Source organism: Roseisolibacter sp. H3M3-2, from assembly GCF_029211165.1.
Taxonomy (GTDB): domain Bacteria; phylum Gemmatimonadota; class Gemmatimonadetes; order Gemmatimonadales; family Gemmatimonadaceae; genus Roseisolibacter.
The window spans coordinates 1-12,292 of record NZ_JARGEK010000126.1 but is presented as its reverse complement, the minus strand read 5'-3'; the positions used below and the strand labels follow the sequence as shown (position 1 = coordinate 12,292).

The window sequence follows — 12,292 nt, the reverse complement described above, 5'->3', positions numbered from 1 at the left end:
CCGGCGAGGATCGAGACCGCCAGCGGCGCGAGGCCGCCCCGCGCGTCGGCGCCCGCCGCCGCGAACAGGGCGAGTCTCACCAGCACGAGCACCAGCCCCCCCTTGCGCACGCCCGCGTCGCGCGACAGGCGCGCGGACGGCGCCGAGCGCGCGGAGGCGTCGGCGCCGGGGAGGGCGTGGAGTCGGTCGGGGGGCGGGACGGTGGTCATGGCGTGGCGTTCGCGCGGCGTGGCGCGGTCGCCGCGCAGAGGACGCGCGAGGGGGGCGCCGCGCAATCGGGTACCCGGCGGCGCCCCCGGAAGCTCCCGACGCGCGATGGGGCGGCCCCCGTGAGAGGGCCGCCCCATCGCGCGTCGTGCGTCGGCCGGCGCGGACGTCGGCCGGTCACGTCATCACGGCCAGCAGCCGACGACGCCCTCGGCGGTCACCGCGGCGTTCGGGGCGGCGACGCCACCCGCGTAGATGCCGCAGTTGTCCGTCGCGCCGGCGCTCGTCACGCGGGCGTCGAGGAGCGTCGCGCTCCAGCCGCCGGCGGCGGCGGTGATGTTCGGCGTCACCTGCGCGCCGCCCGAGACCGTCCAGCTGTAGGGCGCGGCCTGGATCGCGGCGAGGTTCGCGTAGGCGTTGTTGTCGGCGAAGTACGACTCCTGGGCGCTCGCCAGGTTCTTCAGGTCCGACTTCATCTGGGCGATGTACGCCTTCTCCTTCGTGTTCGCGAACTTCGGGATCGCGATCGCGGCGAGGATGCCGATGATCACGACGACGATCAGGAGCTCGATGAGCGAGAAGCCCTTCCGGTTGTTGGTCTGCATGGTGCGCGGCTCCGTGCTGGGGGAGTGGGGAGGGGAGACTGCGGGGGCGAGCGATCCGCTCGGGCGATCGGGCGACCGATCGGTTCGGCGTCCTGCAAGGCAGCGTGCGTGCCGCCCCCGGACGGCCAGCGTAACTCCCTTGCTCGCAAGCACTTGTACCGATCGGACGCGACGCGGCGCGCGGTGCCGCACGGCGCGTTTTGCAAGACGCATTGCGAAATGCGCGACGCGGTCGAGCATTCCACGCGCGGGCCGCGAGCATGTGCCGCGCGCACGCGCCCGGCGCCTCGCACGCGAGCAGGCGACGCTCGCGCGCGAGGCCGGGAACGCACGATGGGGCGGCCCCCGGAGGGAGCCGCCCCATGCGCGTCGTGCGGTCCTGCGGTCAGTGCATCACGGCCAGCAGCCGACCACGCCCTCGGCGGTCACCGCGGCGTTCGGCGACGCCACGCCGCCGGCGTAGATGCCGCAGTTGTCGGTCGCGCCCGCGCTCGTGACGCGCGTGTCGGCCAGCGTCGCGCTCCAGCCGCCCGCGGCCGCCGTGATGTTCGGCGTGACCGCCGCGCCGCCCGACACCGTCCAGGCGTACGGCGCCGCCTGGATCTGCGCCAGCGTCGCGTAAGTGTTGCGGTCCGCGAAGTAGGACTCCTGCGCCGAGGCGAGGTTCTTCAGGTCCGACTTCATCTGGGCGATGTACGCCTTCTCCTTCGTGTTCGCGAACTTCGGGATCGCGATCGCGGCGAGGATGCCGATGATCACGACGACGATCAGGAGCTCGATGAGCGAGAAGCCCTTGCGGTTGTTGGTCTGCATGACGCGCGACTCCGGGATGGGGATGGTGAGACTGGGACGGATCCGGCTGTGCTTATCGGCGGGGGGACTGGCCGACTTGAGCGCCGGTCACATCGCCTCGTGCGGCCGGTCCGCCGCGTGGCGAGCGGTTCGCGGCACTCTGCAGGGCACCCGACATGCCCCGACCCACCACACCGCGCAACGCGTGTCGCCGCAAGCGGTTGTGCGCGCAGCATCGCCCCGTGCGGGGCCCGCAACGCCTCGCGTTCTGCACGACGCCGTGCACCTTGCGAGGCCGTCACACGGCGCCGGGCGCTTGCCCGGCGGCACGTGCGCGCGCCACGGCGGCGCGGGCGGGAACGGAACGGGCCGGAGGCGTGACGCCCCCGGCCCCCGTGCGCGTGCGTGTGCGGCGCGCGCCGCGCGTCAGGCCTCGACGCCGTAGCGCGCGAGCTTGCGGTAGAGCGTCGACGGGTCGATGCCGAGCACCTCGGCGGCGCGCGACTTGTTCCCGCCCTCGTTCTGCAGCACCCACGTCACGTACGCGCGCTCGATCGCCTCGAGGGTCGGCGAGGTGGGCGTGCGCTCCGTCACCAGCGGCTCGACCTTCCGCTCGGTCACGCGCTCGGGGAGCGCGGCCGCGGGCACCACGTCGCCGGGCGTGAGGATCACCGCGCGCTCGATGGCGTTCTCCAGCTCGCGCACGTTGCCCGGCCACTGGTAGGCGACCAGCGCGTCGAGCGCCGCCGGCGCGAGCGCCTTCGCCGCCTCGTCGCGCCGCGACGCCGCGACGCGCAGGAAGTGGTCGGCGAGCAGCGGGATGTCGTCGCGCCGCTCGCGCAGCGGCGGCAGGTGGATCGCGATGACGTTGAGGCGGTAGTACAGGTCCCCGCGGAACGCGCCGCGCCGCACCTCCTCCTCGAGGTCGCGGTTGGTGGCCGCCACCAGCCGCACGTCGATCGCCACCGGGTCGGTGGCGCCGACGGGGATGACCTCGCGCTGCTGCAGCACGCGCAGGAGCTTCACCTGCGTGGCCGGCGTCGTCTCGCCGATCTCGTCGAGGAAGAACGTCCCGCCGCCGGCCGCGGCGAACAGCCCCTGCTTGTCCTTCACCGCGCCGGTGAACGAGCCCTTGGTGTGGCCGAACAGCTCGCTCTCCAGCAGCGACTCGGGGAGCGCGCCGCAGTTGATCGACGCGAACGTCGCCTCGCCTCGCGCCGACTGCTCGTGGATCCAGCGCGCGACGACCTCCTTGCCGGTGCCGCTCTCGCCGGTGACCAGCACGGTGCTGTCGGTCGGCGCGACGGTCTCCGCGAGGCGCAGCGCCTCCCGCCACAGGCGCGCCTGCCCGGCCGGTGGCACGACGCCCCCGCGTTCGCGGCGCTTGATCTCCTGGGTCAGCCGCTGGTTCTCGGCGCGCAGCGATCGCGTCTCGGCGGCGCGGCGCACGATCGCCACCAGCTCGTCGTTGCGGAACGGCTTCTGGAGGTAGTAGAACGCGCCGTCGTTCACCGCCTGGATGGCGCTCTGCAGCGTCGCCTGCGCGGTCATGAGGACGACCGGGAGCGCCGGGTCCTGCGCGCGGGCGGCGGCGAGGAGCTGCAGGCCGTCGACGCCGGGCATGCGGACGTCGCTCACGACGATGTCGGGGCGGAGCTCCTCGAGCTTCTCCAGGCCGGCCTTCCCGCCGTGCGCGACGTGCGGGTGGAAGCCCTCGGTCTTGAGGAGGATCCGGACGGACTCGAGGATGCTGGTCTCGTCGTCGACGACGAGGACGGTCGGCTTGTTGGTCACTGGTGGTCCTCGTCGTTGGGTCGGCTCGTCGGGTCGTGGTGCGCGGAGACGGGGGGATGACGGGGCGCGCGGCTCACGCGACGGCCTCCTCCGGCTCGAGCACCGTCGCCGCGACGGACGGGAGCAGCATCGTGAACCGCGCTCCCGTCCCGTCCCCTCCCCCTTCCACCAGCACCACGCCGCGGTGCGCCTCGACGGCGCGCTGCACGACGGCGAGCCCGAGCCCGGATCCCTCCCGGCGCGTCGTGAAGAACGGGTCGAACAGCCGCTCCAGCGCCTCGGCGGGGATGCCGGCGCCGTCGTCGGACACGTCGAGCGCCACCGCGCCGTCGGGGAACGCGAGCCCACCGGGCAGCTCCTCCGCGGTCGGGGTGCGCACCGCGACGCGCACCCGCCCGCCCCCCGCGGGATGCGCGGCGGCCGTGGCCTGCGCCGCGTTGAGCGCGAGGTTGAACAGCGCGCGGTGCAGCAGCTCCGGGTCGCCGTCGAGGGCGGGGGCGTCGTCGGGGACCTCGACGTGGATGCGCACGTGCTCCGCCGCCGGGTGCGCGGCCGCGAGGCGGACGGCGTCGCGGGCGAGCGCGCCGGCGTCCACGCGCTCCACGCGCGTGACGCGCGCGCGGGCGAAGTCGAGGAACTCGGTCAGGAGGCGGCTCAGGCGGTCGCTCTCGCGCACCGTGAGGCGCGACAGCGTGCGCACGTCGTCGGCGTCCTCCGCCTCCAGCGCGCCGTCGACCCCGCGCGTGGCCAGCCCCGCCAGCTGCTCGGTGGCGCTGCGGATCGAGGCCAGCGGGTTCTTGATCTCGTGGGCGAGCGACGCGCTGAGCTCCGCCACCGCCTCCAGCCGCTGGGCGCGCAGGTGGAGCGCCTCCAGCCGCTTGCTCTGCGTGATGTCGGAGAAGATCGCGGTCCCCGACGCCAGCTCCCCCGCCCCGTCGGACACCGTGGTCGTGACGCCGATGAGCGCCGTCTGCTCGCCGACGCGGATCGACCCCTCGGCGCGCGTGGTGCGCTCGCGTCGCGCGGCGGCCCGGAAGAGGACGTCGGCCAGCACCGGGGCGACCCGTCCCACGTCGTCGAGCACCGGGCGCCCGAGGCGGGCCGCGAGGTCGATCTGGAGGAGCGTCGCGGCGGCCGGGTTGGCGAAGAGGAGGCGCCCCTGCGCGTCGACCGTGACGATCCCGCTGCGGATGTTGCGCAGGATGTCGGTCGCCTCGACCCGGGCGCGCGCGAGGGCGGCGGCCAGCCGCTCGCCCCCCGCGCCGGCCTGGCGGAGGCGCGCGCCCACGTACCCGGCGCCGGCGGCGACGATCACGAACACGCTGGCCTGGAGCGACAGGCCGAGCGACGAGCCGCCGGGGCGGAGCCAGACCACGTCGCCGGCGTAGAGCGCCGCCGCCACCGCCGCCGCCAGCAGCCCGCCGGCCACCGGCAGGAGGAGCGCGGCCGCCGCCAGGACGAGGACGTACAGGAGGGTGAACTGCGACTGCGCGCCCCCCGTCACGTGCACCACCGCCGTCGTCAGCAGCAGGTCGAGCGCCGCCTGCGCCCCCACGAGGAGCATCCCCGGGCGGCGGCGCTGGACCTCGACGCGCCACCACGCGCCGGCCGTCCAGGCGACGGCGACGGCGAACGCGACCGCGACGACCCGCGTGTCCTCCTGGCTCGCGCGCTCCCAGGCGAACACCGCCGCCAGGAAGAGGGCCGTGACCACGACCAGCCGCCCGCCGTGCGCCCAGCGCAGCACGGCGCGGGGCTCCAGCGTGACCTGGCGGGCGAGCTCGGTAGATTTGGGCGTCAGGCGCACGGCGGGGCGCGGCGTCGCGCCCCGGCGCAGATTGGCCGGGGGCGCCGCGCGGGGCGCCGGGCGCGACAGGTGCAGGGGCGGGGGCGGGGCGGGCGGGGGGCGGTCTCGCAAAATGCGAGAGTGCCCAGCGGCAGGACGAACCAGGCACGGGAGGGTTACCGGGTGGAGTCGGACGCGGCGTTGTCGTTGGGCGGGATCGGCCTCCGGCTGGGGGCGGTCCTCGTGCTCGTGCTGCTCAACGGCTTCTTCGTCGCCGCCGAGTTCGCGCTGGTGGCCGCGCGCCGCTCGAAGATCGACCAGATGGTCGCGGAGGGGGACGCGCGCGCGCGCACCGTGCAGCACGCCCAGGAGCACCTCGACCGCTACATCTCGGGGACGCAGCTCGGCATCACCCTCGCCTCCCTCGCCCTCGGCTGGATCGGCGAGCCGGCGCTGGCGTCGCTGATCGACCGCGGGCTGGCGGCCGTGGGCGTCGGCGCGGCGCACGGCCCGGGCACGAGCGCGGCGGCGCACAGCGCGGCGGCGATCGGCGTCGCGTTCGGCGTCATCACCTTCCTGCACATCGTGCTCGGCGAGTTGGCGCCCAAGTCGATGGCGCTGTCGCAGCCGGAGGGGGTGAGCCGGTGGGTGGCGTCGCCGCTCATCTGGTTCTCGCGCCTGATGAAGCCGTTCGTCTACGTGCTGAACGGCACCGCCAACGCGCTGCTGCGGCCGTTCGGGATCCGCCCGGTGGGCGAGGGGGAGCACGTGCACTCCCCCGAGGAGCTGCGCCTCCTCGTCATGCAGGCGCGCGCGCACGGCACGCTCGACGAGAGCGACTCGGCGATGCTGGCCGGCGTCTTCGACTTCCACGAGAAGAAGGCCTACGACGTGATGCGCCCCCGCACCGAGGTCGTCGCCCTCGACGTCGACGCGACGGAGGACGAGGTGTGGGCGGCGTTGCGCTCCGAGCGGTACTCGCGCTACCCCGTCTACCGCGACACGCTCGACGACGTGATCGGCGTCTTCCTGGCGAAGGACCTCTGGCTGCGCGCCGACGACGCGCCCCCGTTCCGGCTGGGCGACTACCTGCGCGAGCCGGCGTACGTCCCGGCGACGAAGGCCGCCGAGCGCGTGCTCGACGACCTGCGGCGGACGCGCGCGCACCTCGCCGTGGTGCTCGACGAGTATGGCGGCACCGCGGGGATCGTCACGATGGAGGACCTCATCGAGGAGGTCATCGGCGACATCAACGACGAGTACGACCAGCGCGAGCGCGAGGCGTTCGAGTTCGACGGCGTGCTGGAGCTGGCGGGGTCGATGTCGCTCGTGGACGCGCGCTCCGACTACCACCTCCAGATCCCCGACGGCGACTGGACGACGCTCGGCGGGTTCACCTTCAGCGCGATCGGACGGCTGCCGCGCGTCGGCGACCGCGCGTCGTTCCCGGGGGGCGAGCTGGAGGTGGTGGCGATGGAAGGGCGGCGCGTGGCGGCGGTGCGCGCACAGCAGGCGGCGGCCGCCGCGGCCGCCGAGCGCGGGGCCGCGACGTGACGGCGCGCGTGCGTCTCGCGCTCCCGCTGCTCGCGCTCCCGCTGCTCGCCGCGGCGGCCTGCCGCGGGGGGAACTCGACGCCGGTCACGCGCACCGACTCGGTGAAGGCCGGCGTCGTCAGCGACACCGGCGCGGCGAGCGACAGCATCACGCCGCGCGGGCCGCGCGGCGCGGCGGCCGACCGCTTCCCCGCCCCCAGCCGCCCGGTGTCCGACATCGTGGCGCCGCGCTGGTCGAGCGAGGAGGCGCGCGACGACGCCGGCGAGGCGCGGCAGGTGCTCGACCTGCTGCAGGTGAAGGCCGGGATGCACGTCGCCGACGTCGGCGCCGGCGACGGCTACTACTCGGTGCGCGTGGCCGAGCGCGTGCGCCCCGGCGGCACCGTGTGGGCGGAGGACATCGAGGCGGACTACCTGCGCCTGCTGCAGCGCCGGCTGCGCGCCAACCCGCTCCCCAACGTCGTGCTGACGCTCGGCGAGCCGCACGACCCGCGCCTGCCGCGCGACACGGTGGACGTGGCGCTGCTGATCCACATGTACCACGAGATCGAGCAGCCGTTCGGGCTGCTGTACAACCTGTGGCCGTCGCTCAAGCCGAACGCGCGCGTCGGGATCCTCGACACGACGCGGCCGACCAACCAGCACGGCACGCCGCCGGCGCTGCTGAAGTGCGAGCTGGAGGCGATGGGCTACCGCCAGACGGCGTTCCACACCACCGCGCCCGAGGAGTACCTGGCGGTGTTCGCGGCGCCGGCCACCGAGGCCGACCTCACCGCGCCGGCCCGCGTGGCCGGGCGCCTGGAGGCGCTGGGCTGCGACCGGATCGCGCGGCGGAGCGCGCAGGAGCGGCCGTGAGCGCCCCCGTGGGCCCCGACGCGCCCGCGCCCGACGCGATCGCGGTCACGCGCACGCTCGCGATCCCGCGCGCGGAGCTGGACGTGAAGGCGACGCGCGCCGGCGGCCCGGGCGGGCAGCACGTCAACACGTCGAGCACGCGCATCGAGCTGCGGTGGAACGTGCGGACGTCGCGCGTGCTGGCCGACGAGCAGCGCGAGCGCCTGCTGGAGCGGCTCGCCGCGCGCCTCGACGCCGACGGCGCGCTGCGGATCGTGTCGAGCGAGCACCGCAGCCAGCTGCAGAACCGCGAGGCCGCCGAGGCGCGGCTGGCGGCGCTGGTGCGCGACGGGCTGAAGGTGCCGAAGGTGCGCAGGCCGACCAAGCCGTCGCGGGCGGCCAAGATGAGACGTCTCGATGAGAAGCGGAAGCAGTCGGAGAAGAAGCAGCAGCGGCGACGCGCGGACGACTGAGCGGCGGCCGGCCGGACTCGTCGGCGCCGCGGCGCTCGCCCTCGCGGCGGCGGCGTGCGGCGGCGGCGAGGGCGGCACGACGCCGCCGCCGGCGGTCGTGGACTCGACGGCGCCGGTCCGGCTGGAGGTGCTCCCCGACACGGTGCGCTTCACGTCGCTCTTCCAGCGCCGCACGCCGACGGTGCGCCTGCTCGACCTGCGCGGCCGCCCGCTCGACCTCCCCGGCGTCGCGTGGCGCAGCGAGATCGACACGGTCGTGCGGGTGGTGGAGACGCCGGACCTCGGCCTCGTCGCGGTCGGCGAGGGAAGCGCGCGCGTGATCGCGACGTTCGAGCGCGCGGGCGGGCCGCCGCTGGTCGACACGGTGCACGCCGTCGTCACGCGCGTGATCACGCGGCTCGCGCTCGAGCCGATCTTCCAGGGGCTGCTGGTCGGCGGCGAGGCGGCGCTGACGCTCGCCGCGCGCGACTCGGGGGGCGTCGGGCGCCCGCTCGCCGACTCGCTGCGCGCGCAGGTGCGGTGGAGCTCGACCGCGCCGGGCGTGGCGAACGTCGACGCGGCGGGGCGCGTGCGCGGCGTCGGGCCCGGCTCCGCGGTGCTGCGCGCCGAACTGCCGTCGCTCGGGCTGCGCGACTCGATCGACGTGGCCGTGCTGCGTCCGTACCCCCTGCCGGTCGGGCGCGTGCTCAGCGCGGGCGGTCCGGGCCCGGGGATGGCGGCGTTCGTCGTCGCCCCGGACGGCGAGACGCTCTACCACGTGGAGACGAACACGCGCGGCATGAACACGCTCGTCGCCTCGGCGCCCGACGGCACGGAGCGGTGGCGGCGCGGCGTCGGCAGCGGCGTCCGCGACCTCAGCGCGGGCCCCGACGGCTCCGTCTTCTTCCAGGACGGGCTGCTGCTGCGCGGGCACGCGCGCGACGGGCGCGAGCTGTTCCCCGCCGGGCTGCCGTGCGGGACGCTCGGCGTCGGCTTCGCGCTCGACGCGGAGGGCGGCATCTACTGCGCGCGCCCCGACTCGGTCGTCGCGTACACCGCCGCCGGCGACCTGCGGTGGGGGCGCGCGGCGCCGGGCGCGCAGTCGGTGGTGCTCGCGCCCGGGCGCGTGTACGCGTGGGGGCGCGGGATCACCGCGCTGACGCGCGCGGGCGAGCGGCTGTGGGGGTTCGACGCCGGCGGCGCGGCGCTCACCGTCGGCGCCGTCGACGCGGACGGCGCGCTCTACTTCGGGCGCCTCGACGCGACGCTGGGCGCGGTGGGCCCGGACGGGCGGCTCCGCTGGCAGGTGCCGGACGTGCGCGGCACGATGGCGATCGCCCCCGGCGGGACGCTGCTCGTCGTCGAGACGGGCGGGCGGCGCATGCTGAGCGCGCTGCGCACCGCCGACGGCGTGGGGCGGTGGCGCGTGTTCAACGAGGCGATGGCCTCGGGCGGCTTCCCGCACGTCGGCGACGACGGGAAGGTGTACGTGGCCAGCCTGTGCGGCGTCCACGTGTTCGAGCTGGCGACCGGCGAGATCCTCGGGCGCACGCCGAGCCGGGCGTGCGCCTCGACGGGGAGCGGCTTCCTCCCCAACCGGATCTACCTCGCCGACCTGTCCGAGGTGGTGCTGGTGACCGTGCCGGCGCGTCCCGGCTCGGAGTGGTCGCAGGTCGGCGGGAACGCGGGCCGCATGCGCGGCACGGTGCCCTAGCGGCCGCCGACCGAGATCCCGATCTGGTAGGTCCAGAGGTCCCCGGCGCTGCGGATGCGCGAGTACTCCACCCCGCCGCCGGGGATGTCGCGGACGCCGCCCTCGCGCAGGTACTCCACGCTCCCGTTGCGGTGGAAGCGCGCGCCGAGGTCGATGAAGAAGATCGAGCGCTGGTTGCGCGACACCGGGATCAGCACGCCGCCGGCGCCGCTCACCGCCCACGTGCCGTCGCTCTGGTTGCGGTCGGACGCGATCTCGTAGTCGTCGTCGCGGTCGCGGATCGACGACGACGTCGAGAAGACCGCGAAGCCGACCGAGCCCGTGGCGTACGGGCGCACCGGCCCGCTCGGCGCCATCAGGTGCGGGCCGACCCCCGCCCAGAAGATGTTGTTCGTCGTCTGGAGGTCGACGGTCACGCGGCCGACGTTGTCGTTCCACGGGATGCGCTTGGTCTCGCGCCCGTACTGCACGAAGCCGGCGTCGAGGCGCGCCGCGAAGGCGCCGCTCCCGCCCATGCGGTAGAGCACGTGCCCCGTGCCGCCGACGCCGTTGGCGACGTACTGGCGGAACTCGCGGACCGGCTGGCCGATGGAGAGCGCGGCGCCGCCCTGCAGGCGCGGCTCGCCGGCGCGGGTGGCCGGGCCGAGCGAGTCGGCGCGGTAGGTGAACTGGGCGCGCGCGGGGGCCGCGAGGAGCAGCGCGGCGGCGAGGGCGGCGACGGACGGGAGCGGTCGCATGTCTATGAGGAGCTCGGGGAGAGCGGTCAGGGAAGAAGCTGCGCCCCCCGGGCGGGGCCGACCATGGGTCGATCGGCGACGGCGTCCGCGCGGCCGGTCATGAGCAGCGAGCCGGCCGCGGCGACCGCCACCGCCCACCCGCCCACCGCGGCCGCGACCAGCGAGGCGCGCGCGATCTCGGGGAGTGCCGCACGGGCGGCGGGCGGCAGGAACACGGTCGGGGCGAGCGCGGGGAGGCGCTCGGCGGTCGGGGCGGCGTGGGCGAGCATGGAGGGCTCCGCGGGGTGTGGCGCGTCGAGGGACACCGGGGCGCCCTCGCATCGCCCGCTCCGGAGCGCACGGCGCGCGCAACTCGTTGCGGGACAATCCCCTCCGTATCGTCACGGAGCCGCGGTGTCCCCGCCCGCGGACGGTGGCGCGTCCCTCGCGTGAGACGCGTCACGATCCGCGGCCGCGGGGCGCCCACGCCTTGCGCCGCCCGACGCGGGCGCCGAGTGTGCGCTCGCCCCCGCCCCACACCGATCCGATCGATCGATCCGTGCCGCACCACGACGCAGACCAGGACGACCCGCTCGACGGCGAGGACGAGCGCCACGCCGCGCTCGACGAGGACGAGGCGTACCTCGACGAGGCCTTCCCGCTCGGCGACGGCGTGGCCGACACCGAGGCCGAGGTGTGGTGCCCGTACTGCGGCGAGTCGAACGCGATCGCCCTCGACCCCGGCGGCGGGTCGGTGCAGGAGTACGTGGAGGACTGCCAGGTGTGCTGCCAGCCCTGGCGCGTGTTCGTGACGTACCTCGAGGACGGCGGCGCATCCGTCGCCGTCGAGCCCGCGAACGGCGACTGAGCGCGCCGCGATCCCCCGCCCCGCGACCGTGGCCCCGACGCTCCCCGCCGACCTGCTCGCCCGCTCCCCCGAGGAGGCGGTGCGCCGCATCGTGCACGCGCTGCTGACCGAGGCGTCGGCGGCGCGCGAGCGGCTCTCGGACGCGAAGGACGCCGAGGCGCTGCACGACTTCCGCGTGGCGGTGCGCCGGCTGCGCAGCACCGAGCGCGCGTACCGCGACGCGCTCGAGGGTTCGTTCGGCGGCCGCGCGCGCCGGCTGCTGCGGAAGATCGCGCGCGCGACCGGCGCGAGCCGCGACCTCGAGGTGCACCTGGAGTGGCTCGACGGGCAGCGCGGCTCGCTGACCTCGCGCAACCGGCCGGGCGCGGCGTGGCTGCGCGACCGCTGGCGGGCGGCCAAGGTCGACGCCGACCGCGACCTCGCGCACGAGGTGGGCGTCGACTTCGACCGGCTGACCGCGCGGCTGGCGCGTCGCCTCCCCGTCTACTGGCAGAAGGTGCGGATCGACGAGCCGGTGGCGGAGCGGCGCTTCTCGGCGCTGCTCGCGGCGCGTCTGCGCGCGGCGGCGGCGGAGCTGGGGGAGCGGCTGTCGGAGATCGACGGCCCCGAGGCCATCGAGGCGGCGCACGAGGCGCGCATCGCCGGGAAGCGCGTGCGCTACCTGCTGGAGCCGGTGGCGGCGCTGACCACCAGCGCGCCGCCGGTGCTCAAGCGCCTGAAGCGCATGCAGGACGTGCTCGGCGAGCTGCACGACCTCGACGTGCTGGCGGACGAGTTCGCGCGAGCGCTGACCGAGGCCGACGCGGAAGCGGCGGCGCGCGCGGCGGCTGCGTCCGTGGACGCGACGCCGGTCGAGGCGGTTCCCGTCCCGGCCGCGGCGGAGGAGGGCGCGGCCGAGGTGGACGCCACCCCGCCGCCCGACGACGCGACCGCCTCGGCCGCCGAGCGGCAGGTCGAGAAGCGCCGCGCCG

General features: G+C 75.8%; 13 protein-coding genes. 6 read left to right on the top strand and 7 right to left on the bottom strand.

Annotated features, from left to right (window positions below; translation table 11 throughout):
* The 5 genes from PYV61_RS12165 to PYV61_RS12145 all read right to left on the bottom strand — a co-directional run.
* On the bottom strand, positions 1-209 hold a 209-nt coding region (locus PYV61_RS12165), incomplete at its 3' end, for a hypothetical protein (protein WP_275831827.1).
* Between the two features lie 183 nt (positions 210-392).
* Positions 393-812 carry a prepilin-type N-terminal cleavage/methylation domain-containing protein gene (locus tag PYV61_RS12160; protein ID WP_275831825.1) on the bottom strand — a complete coding sequence of 140 codons (420 nt, stop codon included), beginning with the start codon at positions 810-812 and terminating at the stop codon, positions 393-395.
* 393 nt (positions 813-1,205) lie between these two features.
* Entirely contained in the window at positions 1,206-1,625 is a 420-nt protein-coding gene (locus tag PYV61_RS12155; protein ID WP_275831823.1) for a prepilin-type N-terminal cleavage/methylation domain-containing protein, read from the bottom strand.
* 405 nt (positions 1,626-2,030) lie between these two features.
* Positions 2,031-3,398 (bottom strand): sigma-54 dependent transcriptional regulator, encoded by a 1,368-nt coding sequence (locus PYV61_RS12150; RefSeq protein ID WP_275831821.1) that lies wholly within the window; start codon positions 3,396-3,398, stop codon positions 2,031-2,033.
* 73 nt (positions 3,399-3,471) lie between these two features.
* Entirely contained in the window at positions 3,472-5,205 is a 1,734-nt protein-coding gene (locus PYV61_RS12145) for an ATP-binding protein (protein ID WP_275831819.1), read from the bottom strand.
* 162 nt (positions 5,206-5,367) lie between these two features.
* Here PYV61_RS12145 and PYV61_RS12140 point away from each other — a divergent pair, with 162 nt between their 5' ends.
* The 4 genes from PYV61_RS12140 to PYV61_RS12125 are packed head-to-tail and all read left to right on the top strand — an operon-like array spanning position 5,368 to position 9,737.
* On the top strand, positions 5,368-6,738 hold the full coding sequence (locus PYV61_RS12140) for a hemolysin family protein (protein WP_275831817.1): 1,371 nt from the start codon (positions 5,368-5,370) through the stop codon (positions 6,736-6,738).
* Between the two features lie 8 nt (positions 6,739-6,746).
* Entirely contained in the window at positions 6,747-7,592 is an 846-nt protein-coding gene (locus PYV61_RS12135) for a methyltransferase domain-containing protein (protein WP_275831814.1), read from the top strand.
* A complete protein-coding gene (arfB, locus tag PYV61_RS12130) occupies positions 7,589-8,044 on the top strand; it encodes an alternative ribosome rescue aminoacyl-tRNA hydrolase ArfB (protein ID WP_275831812.1) in 456 nt (151 codons plus the stop codon). The genes PYV61_RS12135 and arfB overlap by 4 nt, the downstream gene beginning before the upstream one ends.
* Complete coding sequence (locus tag PYV61_RS12125) at positions 7,989-9,737, top strand: PQQ-binding-like beta-propeller repeat protein (protein WP_275831810.1); 1,749 nt, start codon at positions 7,989-7,991, stop codon at positions 9,735-9,737. The genes arfB and PYV61_RS12125 overlap by 56 nt, the downstream gene beginning before the upstream one ends.
* Here PYV61_RS12125 and PYV61_RS12120 read toward each other — a convergent pair.
* Complete coding sequence (locus PYV61_RS12120) at positions 9,734-10,474, bottom strand: hypothetical protein (protein WP_275831808.1); 741 nt, start codon at positions 10,472-10,474, stop codon at positions 9,734-9,736. The two genes, PYV61_RS12125 and PYV61_RS12120, sit on opposite strands and share 4 nt — an antisense overlap.
* A 26-nt stretch (positions 10,475-10,500) precedes the next feature.
* A complete protein-coding gene (locus PYV61_RS12115; protein ID WP_275831806.1) occupies positions 10,501-10,743 on the bottom strand; it encodes a hypothetical protein in 243 nt (80 codons plus the stop codon).
* A 269-nt stretch (positions 10,744-11,012) separates the two neighbouring features.
* On the opposite strand from PYV61_RS12115, the gene PYV61_RS12110 reads away from it, so the two are divergent.
* Together PYV61_RS12110 and PYV61_RS12105 are read left to right on the top strand one after the other, a co-directional pair.
* Positions 11,013-11,321: a CPXCG motif-containing cysteine-rich protein gene (locus tag PYV61_RS12110; RefSeq protein WP_275831804.1), complete on the top strand. Its 309-nt coding sequence runs from the start codon at positions 11,013-11,015 to the stop codon at positions 11,319-11,321.
* Between the two features lie 28 nt (positions 11,322-11,349).
* On the top strand, positions 11,350-12,292 hold a 943-nt coding region (locus PYV61_RS12105; RefSeq protein WP_275831802.1), incomplete at its 3' end, for a CHAD domain-containing protein.